Annotated in this window: 14 protein-coding genes; 4 read left to right on the top strand and 10 right to left on the bottom strand. The window is 49.1% G+C overall.

What is annotated here, in order from left to right; translation table 11 throughout:
* Nucleotides 1-204 precede the first annotated feature (204 nt).
* Entirely contained in the window at nt 205-1,704 is a 1,500-nt protein-coding gene (locus RGU75_RS18815) for a DegQ family serine endoprotease (RefSeq protein ID WP_322238586.1), read from the top strand.
* A gap of 215 nt (nt 1,705-1,919) precedes the next feature.
* The gene (locus RGU75_RS18810; RefSeq protein ID WP_322238585.1) at nt 1,920-2,222 is read left to right on the top strand and encodes a hypothetical protein; all 303 of its coding nucleotides are present in this window, start codon (nt 1,920-1,922) and stop codon (nt 2,220-2,222) included.
* Nucleotides 2,223-2,256: 34 nt separating this feature from the next.
* Here the strand turns inward: RGU75_RS18810 and RGU75_RS18805 are convergent, their stop codons facing one another.
* The 4 genes from RGU75_RS18805 to RGU75_RS18790 all read right to left on the bottom strand — a co-directional run bounded on the left by RGU75_RS18805 (nt 2,257) and on the right by RGU75_RS18790 (nt 6,458).
* Entirely contained in the window at nt 2,257-3,576 is a 1,320-nt protein-coding gene (locus RGU75_RS18805; RefSeq protein ID WP_322238584.1) for an MFS transporter, read from the bottom strand.
* Between the two features lie 318 nt (nt 3,577-3,894).
* On the bottom strand, nt 3,895-4,755 hold the full coding sequence (locus tag RGU75_RS18800) for a fumarylacetoacetate hydrolase family protein (protein WP_322238583.1): 861 nt from the start codon (nt 4,753-4,755) through the stop codon (nt 3,895-3,897).
* A 78-nt stretch (nt 4,756-4,833) separates the two neighbouring features.
* Entirely contained in the window at nt 4,834-5,589 is a 756-nt protein-coding gene (locus tag RGU75_RS18795) for an SDR family oxidoreductase (protein ID WP_322238582.1), read from the bottom strand.
* A gap of 137 nt (nt 5,590-5,726) precedes the next feature.
* A complete protein-coding gene (locus RGU75_RS18790; protein WP_322238581.1) occupies nt 5,727-6,458 on the bottom strand; it encodes a FadR/GntR family transcriptional regulator in 732 nt (243 codons plus the stop codon).
* 581 nt (nt 6,459-7,039) lie between these two features.
* Here RGU75_RS18790 and RGU75_RS18785 point away from each other — a divergent pair.
* Entirely contained in the window at nt 7,040-7,711 is a 672-nt protein-coding gene (locus tag RGU75_RS18785) for a DotU family type IV/VI secretion system protein (RefSeq protein WP_322238580.1), read from the top strand.
* Between the two features lie 577 nt (nt 7,712-8,288).
* Nucleotides 8,289-8,984: an SDR family NAD(P)-dependent oxidoreductase gene (locus RGU75_RS18780; protein WP_322240659.1), complete on the top strand. Its 696-nt coding sequence runs from the start codon at nt 8,289-8,291 to the stop codon at nt 8,982-8,984.
* Between the two features lie 15 nt (nt 8,985-8,999).
* On the opposite strand, the gene RGU75_RS18775 is transcribed toward RGU75_RS18780, so the two are convergent.
* Genes RGU75_RS18775 through cyoB form a run of 6 tightly spaced genes read right to left on the bottom strand, consistent with a single transcriptional unit; the run spans nt 9,000 to nt 14,853 of the window.
* Nucleotides 9,000-9,536: a response regulator transcription factor gene (locus RGU75_RS18775; RefSeq protein WP_322238579.1), complete on the bottom strand. Its 537-nt coding sequence runs from the start codon at nt 9,534-9,536 to the stop codon at nt 9,000-9,002.
* Entirely contained in the window at nt 9,526-10,911 is a 1,386-nt protein-coding gene (locus RGU75_RS18770; protein WP_322238577.1) for an ATP-binding protein, read from the bottom strand. The genes RGU75_RS18775 and RGU75_RS18770 overlap by 11 nt, the downstream gene beginning before the upstream one ends.
* Nucleotides 10,859-11,758, bottom strand: coding sequence for an SURF1 family protein (locus RGU75_RS18765; RefSeq protein ID WP_322238575.1), 900 nt, complete (start codon nt 11,756-11,758; stop codon nt 10,859-10,861). The genes RGU75_RS18770 and RGU75_RS18765 overlap by 53 nt, the downstream gene beginning before the upstream one ends.
* Entirely contained in the window at nt 11,755-12,225 is a 471-nt protein-coding gene (gene cyoD, locus RGU75_RS18760) for a cytochrome o ubiquinol oxidase subunit IV (protein ID WP_322238573.1), read from the bottom strand. The genes RGU75_RS18765 and cyoD overlap by 4 nt, the downstream gene beginning before the upstream one ends.
* Nucleotides 12,222-12,857 carry a cytochrome o ubiquinol oxidase subunit III gene (cyoC, locus tag RGU75_RS18755; protein WP_322238571.1) on the bottom strand — a complete coding sequence of 212 codons (636 nt, stop codon included), beginning with the start codon at nt 12,855-12,857 and terminating at the stop codon, nt 12,222-12,224. Before cyoC ends, cyoD begins: the two co-directional genes overlap by 4 nt.
* On the bottom strand, nt 12,850-14,853 hold the full coding sequence (gene cyoB / locus RGU75_RS18750) for a cytochrome o ubiquinol oxidase subunit I (protein WP_322238569.1): 2,004 nt from the start codon (nt 14,851-14,853) through the stop codon (nt 12,850-12,852). The genes cyoC and cyoB overlap by 8 nt, the downstream gene beginning before the upstream one ends.
* Nucleotides 14,854-14,912 lie beyond the last annotated feature (59 nt).

Genomic DNA, 14,912 nt, shown 5'->3' with positions numbered 1-14,912 from the left:
ATTTAAATAAAATACATATTTTTCTTTTTAACACTGCTTTTTAAGTCTGGCTTAATTCTTCGAATTTATGCTGTATCCCAAGGGTGGTCGTTTCCGCTTAAGTCATCAAATATTAGACGTGGCACTGTGCAATTTAGTGCTCAGTGTAAATGGTGATGAAAGAAGCCGAAACGACATGGCCCATCCACTTCAAGGGAGTACCACATGAATCGTCAGACATTTGCTCGTAGTGCTATTGCCAGCGCTGTGTTGGTTGTCGTTGCGGGTTTTTACATCCACTCCAACGGGATTGGTACCGGCATTACCAATGCTAATGCGGCAAACGTTATCACTGCGCCGCTGCCCTCCACTGCGGCTTCGCCGCCGAGCTCTGGTGGTCCGATAGCGGTGGCAACCGATTTTTCAACGATTGTTGAGCGCTCTGGTCCTGCGGTGGTGAATATTAGTGTTACCGGCAGCGCCAAGGCCAGCGATGTTTCAGCTACTGAGGGCAGTTCAGGACAACTTGACCCCAATGATCCGCTCTCACAGTTTTTCAAGCGCTTTGGCCCTCAATTACAGGTACCACATGCGCCGCAAATCATGCGGGGACTGGGTTCTGGCTTCATCATTAGTTCCGACGGTTTAATTTTGACCAACGCGCATGTGGTTGATGGCGCGCAAGAGGTGACGGTTAAATTAACGGATCGCAGGGAGTTCAAGGCCAAAGTATTGGGCTCCGACAAGCAGAGCGATATTGCAGTGATCCGCATTGCGGCAAAAGACCTGCCGACCGTACAGATTGGTAATCCGGCACTAACCAGAGTAGGCGAACCGGTATTAGCCATCGGATCCCCTTACGGCTTTGAAAATACCGCTACCGCGGGTATTGTCAGTGCAAAATCACGATCCTTACCGGATGACAATTACGTTCCATTTATTCAAACAGACGTTGCGGTTAATCCCGGTAACTCGGGCGGCCCATTGTTTAATATAAAGGGCCAGGTTATCGGTATTAACTCACAGATTTATAGTCAGACGGGTGGCTATCAAGGGCTTTCGTTTGCCATTCCGATCAATGTCGCGATGAATGTTGAGCAGCAACTTGTACAACACGGAAAGGTAACCCGTGGTCATCTCGGCGTCAGCGTTCAAGAGGTTAATCAGGCATTAGCAAGCTCGTTTGGATTACCTAAAGCCGAAGGCGCATTAGTCGGATCGGTCGACAAAGGTAGTCCGGCTGAAAAAGGTGGTTTGGAAACTGGCGACGTAATTTTGCGTTTTAACGGACAGCAAATTGACCGCTCTGCAGATTTGCCAGAGTTTGTCGCTGATTCAAAGCCGGGAAGTACCGCAAATATTGACGTCGTTCGCCATGGTAAGGCTAAATCGCTGTCCATCAAAGTAGGCGAAATGGATGCGGGCAAGCTCGCGTCTAATGATAACGCTGGCGGCGCGCAAGGTCGACTTGGTTTGGCTGTGCGGCCACTTAATCAGGACGAACGACAACAAGCCGGTGTTACAGGTGGACTCATCGTTGGGGAAGTAACCGGCCCTTCGGCTTTAGCGGGTATTCAGGCTGGCGATGTGATCCTGTCTATTAACGGCACGCCGGTTAATAGTGTAGAGCAACTACGGCAGCTGTCGAACAAGGCGGGTAAGAATATTGCCTTGTTAGTGCAGCGTGATGGACAGAAAATCTTTGTCCCACTGGCGTTAGGTTAAGCTGAGTCTGTCTATTTATGCTTTAAATAAGGGAGTAAATGAGACATTACATTACTGACCGCTTGATTTTTTTCAAGCGGTCAGTTCGTATTTTTGCGCTTCACCGAACCTTAATACAAAATACTGTCTAGCAAAATGCATGCCTAAATCAGAACAGATAGTACCGGCTGCACGATCAATTAATTAGTGGTTATGAAGGAATTTCGGTGTCAAAAATGCGCTCAAACGACTCAAATAACCTGTCGCAACACATCTTGCCATCATCGGCCACAATGATTGGTGTGTGCATCACCGCCCTTTCCATTATCAAACTTGCCCGATTTAATGGCCTGGCTTTTTGGCTAGGCCATTTGCTTGCAGTGAACAGCCTCGTATTTTTGACCAGCGGCGTGCTTTCTTATGCTGCCATGCGTTCGGCCGGAAGTACCCGACTCGAAAACTATGCTGACGGTGCGTTCATCATTGGATTGACTTTGTTAAGTCTATCCACCGTATTCATGGCGGTCGTGATTGCATGACGACTCGCCGATACAGGCCGAGCCGAGCCAAACTTCAATTGACGCCATCTTTGCCGGAAATACTCCGTGGCAAAGCAAACATTACCAATAGCGCGGCAATAATGGTGACAGCCGCAATGGCGTATAACCCTCCCGCTGTACTGCCCGTGACGTCTTTTACCTTACCCACCATGTAAGGACTAATAATGCCGCCCAGATTGCCGATTGAGTTAATCAAAGCGATCCCGCCAGCGGCCGCGGTGCCGGTCAAAAATTTCGGTGGCAAGGTCCAAAAAACCGGTAGACAGCCAATCACCCCAACCGCCGCTAAAGTGAGTGCCGCCAATGCAATCGCCGTGTTATCTCCAAACAATCCGCTTAATACATAACCTATCCCACCGGCGAATATGCAAAGACCAAGATGCCAGCGCCGCTCACCATGGCGGTCAGAACTACGTGCAATCAGCACCATCACGACACCAGCCGCAGCGTACGGTATTGTGCTTAGCAAACCGATTGTCATCGGACTGGCGATGCCGGTGTTCTTGATTAATTGCGGTAGCCAAAAAGTGAGGCCATATAATCCCATCAGCATGAAGAGGTAAACAATAGACAAAAAAATGGTCGCTGGCTGGCGGATCGCATCAAGAAAACTGTGCACCACGATGTCTGTGTTTTCATTATCAATGTTGTCTTGTAATACCTTCTTTTCCGCATTGGATAACCACTTTGCGTTGCCGATGTTATCGTCCAACCAGAGCAACACCAGAAAACCGAGACCGATGGTTGGCAATCCTTCGAGCAGAAACAGCCATTGCCAGCCCGCCAAGCCATAGACACCCGCGAAGCGAGTCATGATAAAACCCGCGACTGGCCCACCAATGACGCCTGCGGCGGCGATAGATGTCATGAAAATGGCGTTGATACGGGCCCGTCTTTTAGCTGGAAACCAATACGTGAAATACAGAATAATTCCAGGAAGAAAACCAGCTTCAGTCGCGCCAATAATAAAGCGCAATACATAGAACCAGGTCTCGTTATGTACCAGCATCAGTAAGGACGAAGCGATACCCCAAGAAATCATAATGCGTGCAATCCAGAGCTTGGCGCCGACGCGATGCATGATGATATTGCTGGGGATTTCAAAAATAAAATAACCTACAAAAAAAATACTTGCACCAAAACCGTAAGCGGCGTCGCTTAATCCGAGATCGCTTTGCATTTGCAACTTGGCAAAGCTGATGTTGACGCGATCAAAATAGGCGAAGATAAAACACACTATCAAAAATGGAATAATGCGCCAGGTTATCTTGCGATAGGCTGCCTCTTCAAATGCTGTGGTACTGGACGTGACAAAACTACTGGCTACGGACATGCTTTGCTCCTGTTAGGATACGAGATCCATTGATGGACCAGTTCGCATTCGTCTATGCTCGCGCTGAACTGGAATCTGCCGTGCAACCCGCTTGCGCTTCTGTTGAAAGCGATGCAGTGTTGACTGGCCTTTTATTTTTATAAGTGTTGCGGCTATTTTTGATTAAATAGACGCAACGAGGCCGGAGCAGGAGTCAATTGACCGCGCTCCAACGTAAATGTACGAAGGATTAAATTGCCTGTTTGGACAAACCTGTGCGCTACAAATCAGGCCATGCTTTACGTTGCCGCACACCCCTCTTTGAAGTTGGCAATCTTCTTAGTCAAGCAAGGCTTCGTTCCATGTATGCACAGTTTGCTGTTGCTCGCCCAGTTTCTCGATTCCGAGTTTGACGACGTCACCATTTTTTAAGAAAACCTGCGGTTTCTGTCCCATGCCAACGCCTGGTGGCGTGCCCGTTGAGATAATGTCGCCAGGATAAAGTGTTGTGAACTGGCTGATGTAATGCACTAGGAATGCGACATTAAAAACCATCGTTTTGGTATTACCGTTCTGGTAGCGTGTGCCATTGACGTCCAACCACATGGAAAGGTTTTGTGGATCGCCAACTTCGTCGGCGGTAACCAGCCAAGGACCCACCGGCCCAAACGTGTCGCAGCCTTTGCCCTTATCCCAGGTGCCGCTGCGCTCAATCTGGTATTCACGCTCGGATACGTCATTTATCACCGCGTATCCAGCGACATAGCTAAGTGCATTTTCCACCGTGACATAGCGCGCTTTGCTGCCGATAATCACGCCCAACTCCACTTCCCAGTCGGTCTTGACCGAATTTTTCGGCATGACGATCGGATCGTTAGGGCCGCCAAAGCAGCTCGACCATTTATTGAACAATACTGGTTCAGATGGTACCGGCAAGCCAGATTCGGCCGCATGGTCACTGTAATTCAGTCCTACACAGATGAATTTACCCAGGCCTGTAAATGGCGCACCAAAGCGCTGCGGTGCAGGCACTTCCGGCAGCGTTGACAAATCGATTGCCTGCAATTTTTTCAGGCCAGCCGGGGATAATACTTCTGGACTGATATCGCTAATGATCGATGACAGATCGCGAATTTTCCCGTTAGTGTCCATCGCTGCTGGTTTTTCCTGACCTTTGGGGCCGTGACGTAATAATTTCAAAATATGCTCCTGTTTCTAATGCGTTTATGGATGCTCAATCGATTTGACCGGCCACTATTACGGTTACCTGAATGACGATTAGTTTGACCAGCCACCGTCAATAATTTGGCTGGTCCCGGTCGTGAAGGAAGATTCATCCGAGGCCAGATACAAGGCCAGCGCGGCGATTTCTTCGGCTTTGCCCAGACGTCCGATTGGCTGGCGTGCGACAAAGCCTTGACGCACTTGCTCATCACTTTGACCGCTGGTGTGAGACTGTTCAGCGATACGTCCGCGCAACGACGGCGATTCTACGGTGCCGGGACAGATGGCGTTACAACGAATGCCCTTTGAAACGAAATCGGCAGCAACGGATTTCGTCAATCCGATCACCGCGGCTTTGGTTGCGCCGTAAGCAAACCTGACCGGCACACCCTTGATGCTGGAAGCGGCAGATGACATATTGATAATCGAGCCACCACCGTTAGCCAGCATGCCGGGCAGGAAGGCGCGAATAGTCCGATACATGGACCCGACGTTGAGATTGTAGGAGAAATTCCACACATCTTCATCGCATTCCAAAATAGTGCCGTGGTGAACAAATCCGGCGCAATTAAACAGGACGTCGATGGTGCCAAATTCTGCTGCTATGGCTTTGACTTCTTCGTTATTGGTCACGTCAAGTTTACGCACGACACAATTTGGCAGCGTTGACAGTTCGGCTAATAGTGTTTCATTGATGTCAGTGGCGATCACGTGCGCGCCTTCGCGCAGGAATGCCTCAACGGTAGCGCGGCCTATACCTTGTGCAGCGGCGGTAATCAATGCGGTTTTACCCGCTAAACGATTGGTCATGAAGGACTCCTTAAAAATGAGATAAATACAAAGACGTATTTTTGACGTAAATGCTGAGGCAAGTCGCCCGGGCGATGGTCGTTATAAAGTTACCAACAGCCCGTGCTAACGATTTGAAGGCGGCGATAAAGGAGTGTTTAGGTGAGTGGCAGATGTGATGCCGCGGCATCGGCGCTGTGGGTGGCATTTTGGTAGCCCTCACGTACGCGCAATAAATGATTGCGCATAGACAGTGCGGCGCGCTCTGGATCGCGCGCTTGCAGCGCTGCCAGAATATCGCGGTGATCTTGAAGACTGCGCTCCAAAACGGCTGGAATACGGGATGTAATAGAGCGACTTTTTTTGCCCAATACATACAAACTTCCGGCAATACTTTGCAGGAAAGGATTATTGCAGGCTTCAATAATGACCTCATGGAATGCGACGTCGGCGGCCGCAAAAGTGGCCGCATCACTCAACAAGGCGACTTCATCCTCTACCGTAGCTGCCAGGAAAGCCAATTGCTCTTCACTAATATGCGTTGCTGCCAAAGCGGCTACGCCGCTTTCAATAATGATGCGCGAATCGAATAGTGCATCGAGACTGCCAGCGTTAAGGTCGATAATCATTTCTAACGGTTCAAGCAATTCACGCGGATGCAGAGAACCAACGAAGGTCCCTTCGCCCTGCCTAATGCGCAATAAGCCTAATAATGACAAACCGCGGATTGCCTCTCGCACAGCTGGACGACCAACTCCCAACATAGTCGCCAACTCACGCTCTGGTGGCAATTGCTGCGTTGGCTTGAGCTGACCGGTACGTATCATCTGCAAAAGTCGCTGCGCTACCTGCTCGGAAACGGAGGTCTGAATAATAGGATCGAATGACATATTTATAAATAAGGTTCCGCTTACCAATTCAATGGTAAGACCAATAAACGAAGACTATGCCTGAAATTTCAGCCTGTCAACTCCGATGCGTATTTTTGAGAGAAATTCGAAAGGAGACGAAAGTACTAAAAAATGGACGCTCAGACAAAAAAATGATGGAAAAGGCCGTGATTGGTCCTTACGTAGCGTCAATGCTCAAATGTGAACCATTGCAAAATAGCAAATTTTTTTCAACCCAAAATTAATCTTTTGTATAAAATTAGTAATAGATTTGGTAATGCCTGCGATTTGGACTATTTGCAATATCGTCGTCGATCTTACTGTGGGTTTCGTTATGGCCTGTCCGACTTCTACATAGACAAAAAATAGCCATAATCAAACGTCAAACGAGGTTCTGCCGGTTAATGGATTGAATTACTGAAAATAATTCACTGAAAGAATTCATCCTCAGTTGATATTGGAAAAGGTTGATTGATTAAATTTAGAAAAAAATGCAGCCCTGTCTAGTTGAAAGCAAAGAGAAAACAATCCAACAAAAGAACAGTATACGAGCGCCTCAGCATTTCCAGAAGAAAGAGCGCATGACACTAGTTTCGTCCCATCTAACCTTATCAATGCGTGCGTTGCTACGTGCAACTACATTGAAAGTTTCTTTGCTCGCGCAGCATGCCATGCCCGATTCTATCGAACTTCTAGGTGCGGAATGTTTGAAATTGGTCGCCGAATTTGATCGCGCCTTAGAGCATCGCGGGGTTGCGGACGACATCAGGCACGAGGCTGTTTATGCACAATGCGCGTTGATTGATGAAACGGTGACGTGTCATCTATCCGAAAATACAAAATTAAAATGGTTTGACTCGCCTTTGCATTTCGCACTATTTCAGTATCGTGATGCAGGTGAGCGCATCGTCGAATCCCTGAAGGCACGCATGAGTGAAACGCCTCCCGATCTCGATATGCTCGAATGCTATAGCATTATCCTCAACTTGGGGTTCAAAGGACGCTACATGAATATCAACGATAAAGAACGCATCGCCTTGATAACGGCGCTAAATAAGCAAATTGACACACTTCGTTCCACGCAGAACCATCCGCTGATCCTCGATCCATCAGGCCGAAGGCGCTTCGAATGCTTCTATCAGGTTTCTCCATGGGTATTGGCTGGGCTCACCATTGTGGCGACGTTGCTACTCTACCTTCTGATGGGGGCGACGCTAGACCATCTATTGACTCATTGGTTAGAACAAAAATAGTCCGATATGTCTGGGACTCAACATTCGGCATGAGACCTGACTACCGAGCAGTGTTCGCTCAGTCAGCAAACTTGCAATAGAACAGCTAACGAACAATCAGCAAACAATAATCCACACTTCTCGGCTCTACTTGCGCAGCGCATTTTGAATTGGGCTCTTTTGGAAGATCCTGATCACTCCTCTTACAAATATCTATACCCATGCTGTTGTGCTACATGTTGCAACAGCGACAGATAACACCATTTTGATTCAACTATTTTTAGTTTGAGCGCAATGTGATCACGAATGCGACTTATGCTCTTAGACTTATGGCATTAATATAAGCAGTCTCATACATAGCTTTAAATACATAGCAATAAATTGCGACAGACTCCTAAGTTGTAGGGATATCGCTGTTTATTTTGGTAAATAAGAATATTTATCAGGCTATGGGTCCAGCCATAAACTGACTTTGTCATCGTGGCACCGTGGCACTATCACACACGGATCGCAACCTGTATTTTCATCGGTATTTTTCGATGTATCGTTTCAGGTATTTTAAAAATACGTCTCGTTCAAACCAGGAGTCAGGATGAAAATGCAATCATTTCCCCATCATTTCAAAGCGTTGGTAATCGGCGCGTCAGGCGCACTTGGTTCTGCTTTTGTAGATGTATTGAAAGCCAATCCAGACTGCGCACTTGTCGAAGCGCTCCATCGCCATTCGCAACCGGCAATCGACTTTGACCGGGAGGAAAGTATCGCCGACGCTGCTCAGGCACTCCTTTCTAAAGGCCCGTTTAATGTCATCATCAATGCTGCTGGCATCCTCCACACGCCCGAATTTATGCCTGAAAAAAAATTGGCCGACTTGCAATATCAGCAAATGATGGAAACATTTCGAGCAAATACTTTTGGTCCGGCAATGATTATTCGCCATTTTTCAAAGCTATTGGATAGCGAAAGAGGTGTGATGGCAATTCTTTCTGCAAAGGTAGGTAGCATTGAAGATAATCGTTTGGGCGGATGGTACAGTTATCGCGCCTCAAAAGCGGCCTTGAATATGTTCGTTAAAACGGCCGCGATTGAGATCAATCGAACGAAACCACGCGCAGTGTTGATCGCGTTGCATCCTGGCACCGTCAACTCCAAATTATCCGAACCATTTCGTGGAGCCCAGATTGGCCGCACGCCTGACGCTGCCGCCAATGATATGCTCGGCGTATTAGACACGTTAACTGCAGCCGATACAGGGCAGTTTTACTCCTACAATGGGGATAGACTGCCTTGGTAGCCAGCCTGATCCGAATTATTTAATGCGTTGCTTTTCGAGTTTGCGCGCTAGTGTACGTCGATGCATTCCCAGGCGACGTGCTGTCTCAGAGATATTAAAATCAGTTTCCACCAGAACTTCGTGAATACGCTCCCATTCGAGCGTCTTGATTGAGGTCGCCCGATTAGGAAGTGCGACTTCGGTGACGCCCGCAATATGACCAAAGGCTGCTTCGATATCGTCGGTATTTGATGGTTTGGCTAAGTATTGGCAAGCCCCAAGTTTAATCGCCTCAACCGCTGTAGCAAGGCTGGCAAATCCGGTCAGAACCACAATCAACATTGAAGGATCATGCTTGTGCAACATTTGCACGCACACTAACCCCGACGTACTACTGTTCAGTTTAAGGTCCACCACTGCGTAGCCCGGGGAATGCTGATGCAACAATGCGGTAGCCTCGGTCAGGTTTGCAGCCAACAACACCGTATACCCACGTCGCTCGAACGAGCGTCCGAGTGTTCTGGCAAATGCGGCGTCGTCTTCAATGATGAGTAACAGGCGGTCAACTGGCATGGTCTTCGTGCTCTTCAAGACTGATCGCGGCAAGCGGTAGCGTAAGCTTTACCGCCGCCCCACCCGCATCGCGATTCCACGCTTCAACGGTGCCACCCAATTTGCGTGCGACATTAACAACAAAGAATAATCCCAGACCGCCACCCGGTCGTCCTTTGCTCGACTGATACGGTTTACCAATTTGCGTCAGCATGGCGGGTACAAATCCAGTACCACGATCTGTCACCAGCAAGGTCAATGCATCGCCTTCACGCGTGGCTTCGAGGTATAACCACCGCGGGGAGGCTTCGAGCGCATTATCTAGTACGTTGCAAATCATTTGTTTTAGCGCCGAATCGAACACCACAGGCATATCGTGCTCGATGCGGTTTTCATATACAAAGGTAATGATGGCTCGGGTGGCACGGAAATCCTCAACCAGGTCACTCAAAAAAGTGTTGATCGTGGTCTTCACCGACGATTCTCCGCGAGCCTCTCCCGCAGAGAGCAAAATCCCGCTAACGATGGATTTGCAGCGCGTGAGTTGCGTCTGCATTTCACTGATCTCTTCCAGTAATTCACTATTCCGACTAAATTCGGGCATGCGCTTCCAATCGCCCAGAATAACGGACAGTGTGGCTAATGGCGTGCCGAGTTCATGCGCTGCCCCCGAAGCCAGCAAACCCATTCGCACGATATGATCCTCTTCGGCAGCACGCTGGCGCAAGTCGGCCAGTTGCGCATATCCGGTGCGAAGATTGCGACTGATCCGGGTAATGAATATCACAAGGAGAGCTGCAATCAGCGCGAAACAAATAAGCATACCTTCGACGTAGAGATCGGATAAACCGTTCCCTTGAACAAGCGGTAACGTCAGCGGATTAGAAAATAGGGATAGACCTGCTAAACAGGCAATGGTGATAGCGACGATTGTCCAGGTTGACCAGGCTTCGAGCAATACTGCACTTAAAATAACCTGTAATAAAAAGAGAAAAGCGAAAGGATTTGTTGTCCCGCCGCTGAGATGCAATTGAATTGTCAATGTGACGACATCTACCAATAGCGCCAAAAACAGTTCTCTATTCTTGACTACACGCTGTTCGTGCCAGCGCAGGTGACTAGCAATGTTGAAGGCAATGAGGCATGCCAATACCTCTAACATCTGAGGCAGGGGAAGGCTAATATCGAAACCGATAATCACAATAGCAATGGTTGTGATCTGCCCGATCACGGCAATCCATCGCAGTTGGATCAATTGCAGCATATTGTTGTGGCCAGCGGCATTTTCAAAGCCGGTCGCTTCCACTGAATGCTCTTTCAAATCAGTCGGAGCGAGGGCTTCTTTATTTCTTACCATCTTCACTTTCGCGATTAACACCATCACTACGACGGGCATCCATTGAGTTTCCTAAGCGCAACAAACGGAGATCCTCGCGCGCGACCCACAAACCTGCACCTGCCAGCATCAAGGCAAGAGCATACCAAGTCAACGCGTACACTAAATGATTGTTGTGAAAAGCGATGACCGTCAGACCAGCAACCGGTCGCTTGGACGCGGAGCCGTCGACCTTTTCATTCGTAGATATTTTTGTTGCTTCTGCATCTATAAAATAGGGAGCGATAGAAGTCAGACCACGCGCCGCTGCAATCGCTTTCACATCGCGTGAATACCAGCGATTACTTGAGGGATCATTGTGTCGAAGAAAGCCACCACCGGGTTCACTCATGCGCAATAGCCCGGTCACGATTGAAATACCGGCGTTCGATACCGCTGTGCGTTCGTGAGGATCTTGCGCATTCGAAGGGATGAAACCGCGGTTGATTAGCACGATGCTGCCGTCTGCGCCACGTAGTGGTGTCAACAGCCAGAAGCCGCCGCCTAGATCCGTCGAAGCCTGGACGCGCACTGTCAGTGGGTATAGGAACGTGCCAGTCACACGCACATGGCGATATTCGTCGGCATCAGCATTGACGCGCTGCCATTGGTCTTGAGCGGGAGCGGCGACTGCGGGAGCATGCACCCTTTGATCAACGCGCTCGATAAGGTCTAGCTTCCATTGCAGGCGTTTGAGTTGCCATGTGCCGAGAGCCATAAAGGCAAACACAAGAAGACATCCGCAAATCGCTATGAAAATGCGGAACGCCGCGGGCCGGGAACGAGAAGAGGTATCCTGCGCAACTGCTGTTGCAGTTTGTCCCGGCACTTTGCCGGGCGTTACCGTGCCACGCGGCGCGGGGTTCATGGCATAGTGTGCATGTTGTGCATTTTTGTCATGTCACGCGACGGCGGAGCTGATTGCAGAATCGACTCAGGAACGGTCTCCTGTGCAGACTCTGTCATCACGCCCGGCATCATGTTGTGATTCAAGTGATACATCACCCATACAGAACCGCTTAGCATAATAAAGACCAACATCACGGTAAAGATTAACGCCAACATCGACCAACCATGCTCGGACTTGGTGTTCATATGCAAAAAATACACCATATGTACGACAATTTGTACAGCAGCGAAGCCAAGCAGGATGAGGCCGGTGGTACTAGACTTCTCAAACACTTTTCCCATCACTAACCAAAATGGAATCGCCGTCAAAATCACCGCCAGCACAAAACCGGTGACATATGTTTTTAGGCTGCCATGATCGACATGCGCATGGTCATCATGACCGTGTTGAGGGCCGTGCGCAGGATGTTCTTGATGCGCGCTCATGGAAGCACTCCCATCAGATAGACAAAGGTGAAGACGCCAATCCAGACAACGTCAAGGAAATGCCAAAACATCGACAGACACATAAGCCGACGACTATTCTCCGGCGTCAGTCCGTGGCGACGAACTTGAAACATCAATGTCACCAGCCATATGATGCCGAAGCTCACATGCAGACCGTGCGTTGCCACTAATGCGAAGAACGATGTCAGAAACCCGCTGCGTTGTGGTCCGGCACCTTCATGAATTAAATGGATAAATTCATAGAGTTCAAAGCCTATGAAGCAAGCACCAAGCAAGCCAGTAATCGCCAGCCAGATCATGGTGGCGCGCACCCGTTTGCGCTGCATTTCCAGCATCGCAAAACCATAGGTAATCGACGACAGCAACAATAATGACGTATTGATCGCCACTAACGGCAGGTCAAACAACTCCGCACCCGTGGGACCACCGGCATAGTTACGACCCAGTACAGCATAGGTCGCAAACAAAGCGGCGAACACCAGGCAGTCGCTCATCAGGTAAAGCCAAAATCCGAGCAAGGTGCCATTCTCTGGATGATGCTCGGTCACGTAAAAGTGCGAGCTCGGTAATGCGCCTATGGCGCTAGCGGAGGAAGTAGTGAGTTCAGACATGGCTACCCAGCAGGCGTGTGCGCTCATCTTCCACCCGGACGACTTCGTCCGCAGGAATGAAATAGTCGCGATTGTAATTAAAAGTATGGGCGATGATTGCTGCCAACATCGCTACGAAGCCGACACCAGCCAACAACCACATGTGCCAGATAACAGCGAAACCCACAACTGCACTGAGAGCGGCAATGATAAATCCAGCGCTCGTATTTTTCGGCATATGGATGGCAACGAACCCTTCTTTTGGTCGCTCAAAATTATGACTCTTCATGTCAGTCCACGCGTCGTTATCGTGAATACGTGGTGTGAACGCAAAGTTATAGTCTGGCGGTGGTGAAGATGTTGACCATTCCAGCGTACGACCGCCCCAAGGATCGCCAGTAGTATCGCGTAGCGATTCCCGACGACGATAACTCACAATCAATTGCACAATGAACGAACCAATACCAAGCGCTATCAATACTGCGCCGAAGGCGGCAATCTGAAACCAGATTTGCAGTGATGGATCTTCAAAACGGCTAAGACGCCGTGTCACGCCCATCAGGCCCAATACGTAAAGCGGCATGAAAGCAAAGTAGAAACCGATTGTCCAGAACCAGAAGCAGCACTTGCCCCAGAAGTCGTCAAGTTTGTAACCAAAAGCCTTCGGAAACCAGTAATTAATACCAGCAAACATCCCGAACAGTACGCCACCGATAATCACATTATGGAAATGGGCGATCAGGAACAGACTGTTATGCAAAACAAAGTCGGCAGGCGGAACCGCCAGCAAGACGCCAGTCATACCACCAATAACGAAGGTAATCATGAAACCCATCGTCCACAGCATCGGCACTTCAAAGCGAATCCGCCCGCGATACATGGTAAATAACCAGTTAAAAATCTTCGCGCCGGTCGGGATCGAAATAATCATCGTCGTGATGCCAAAGAACGAGTTAACACTGGCTCCGGAACCCATGGTAAAGAAATGATGCAACCAAACCAGATAAGACAGGATCGTGATCACCACGGTCGCGTACACCATTGAAGTATATCCAAACAGACGCTTGCTACTGAATGTAGCAACGACTTCGGAGAAAACACCAAAGGCTGGCAAAATCAAAATGTAGACTTCAGGATGACCCCAAATCCAGATCAGGTTGACATACATCATGGCGTTGCCGCCCATGTCATTGGTGAAGAAATTAGTGCCAACTGTACGGTCAAGCGCCAGCATGCCGAGTACGGCCGTCAGTACAGGAAAAGCGGCTACGATCAATACGTTAGTGCACAAAGCCGTCCACGTAAAAATCGGCATTCTCATCATGTTCATGCCCGGCGCACGCATCTTCACAATGGTTGCGAGTAGATTGATACCGGACAGCAAGGTCCCGACCCCGGCAATCTGCAAGGACCAGATATAGTAGTCGACCCCCACATCCGGACTAGCCAGTATCCCGGACAGCGGCGGGTAGGCTAACCAACCAGTGCGTGCAAACTCACCGATGAATAGAGATGCCATGCATAAGCCACCACCAAAGGCCGTCATCCAGAAACTAAAATTGTTCAGGAATGGAAAGGCGACATCACGTGCGCCGATCTGGAGCGGCACAACATAATTCATTAATCCTGTCACCAAAGGCATGGCAACGAAGAAAATCATAATCACGCCATGTGCCGTAAATATTTGATCGTAATGATGCGGGGGTAAAAATCCATCTCCACCGCCGAAGGCAAATGCCTGCTGGGCACGCATCATCAAAGCATCTGTAAAGCCACGGAGCAGCATAATTAAACCAAGTACGATGTACATGATACCGATCCGCTTATGATCGATACTTGTAAACCAGTCGCGCCACAAAGTGCCCCAAAGGCGGAAATATGTTATTGCAGAAAAAACCGCTAGTCCGCCAATACCCACCATGATAAAGGTAGCTAGCAGAATAGGTTCGTGATACGGAATCGCATCCCATGTGAGGCGGCCGAAGATCAGCTTCGTCAGATTAATGTGGTCTAGCATCGTTACTTTCCGAGGAAAAAGAGGGGCGCAGCGCACACTGCCACGCCATTGCCTGTAAA

The sequence above is a fragment of the Glaciimonas sp. CA11.2 genome (genome assembly GCF_034314045.1).
Taxonomy (GTDB): domain Bacteria; phylum Pseudomonadota; class Gammaproteobacteria; order Burkholderiales; family Burkholderiaceae_D; genus Glaciimonas.
Note: the sequence above shows the minus strand (reverse complement) of the source record. Positions and strands in the feature narration are given on the sequence as shown.

What these genes read in the sequence shown, in the direction of transcription:
- RGU75_RS18815 (WP_322238586.1), top strand. Translation starts at nt 205, where the DNA reads ATGAATCGTCAGACATTTGCTCGTAGTGCTATTGCCAGCGCTGTGTTG.
- RGU75_RS18810 (WP_322238585.1), top strand. Translation starts at nt 1,920, where the DNA reads ATGCGCTCAAACGACTCAAATAACCTGTCGCAACACATCTTGCCATCA.
- RGU75_RS18805 (WP_322238584.1), bottom strand. Translation starts at nt 3,576, where the DNA reads ATGTCCGTAGCCAGTAGTTTTGTCACGTCCAGTACCACAGCATTTGAA.
- RGU75_RS18795 (WP_322238582.1), bottom strand. Translation starts at nt 5,589, where the DNA reads ATGACCAATCGTTTAGCGGGTAAAACCGCATTGATTACCGCCGCTGCA.
- RGU75_RS18790 (WP_322238581.1), bottom strand. Translation starts at nt 6,458, where the DNA reads ATGTCATTCGATCCTATTATTCAGACCTCCGTTTCCGAGCAGGTAGCG.
- RGU75_RS18785 (WP_322238580.1), top strand. Translation starts at nt 7,040, where the DNA reads ATGACACTAGTTTCGTCCCATCTAACCTTATCAATGCGTGCGTTGCTA.
- RGU75_RS18780 (WP_322240659.1), top strand. Translation starts at nt 8,289, where the DNA reads ATGCAATCATTTCCCCATCATTTCAAAGCGTTGGTAATCGGCGCGTCA.
- RGU75_RS18775 (WP_322238579.1), bottom strand. Translation starts at nt 9,536, where the DNA reads ATGCCAGTTGACCGCCTGTTACTCATCATTGAAGACGACGCCGCATTT.
- RGU75_RS18770 (WP_322238577.1), bottom strand. Translation starts at nt 10,911, where the DNA reads ATGCCCGTCGTAGTGATGGTGTTAATCGCGAAAGTGAAGATGGTAAGA.
- RGU75_RS18765 (WP_322238575.1), bottom strand. Translation starts at nt 11,758, where the DNA reads ATGAACCCCGCGCCGCGTGGCACGGTAACGCCCGGCAAAGTGCCGGGA.
- cyoD (WP_322238573.1), bottom strand. Translation starts at nt 12,225, where the DNA reads ATGAGCGCGCATCAAGAACATCCTGCGCACGGCCCTCAACACGGTCAT.
- cyoC (WP_322238571.1), bottom strand. Translation starts at nt 12,857, where the DNA reads ATGTCTGAACTCACTACTTCCTCCGCTAGCGCCATAGGCGCATTACCG.
- cyoB (WP_322238569.1), bottom strand. Translation starts at nt 14,853, where the DNA reads ATGCTAGACCACATTAATCTGACGAAGCTGATCTTCGGCCGCCTCACA.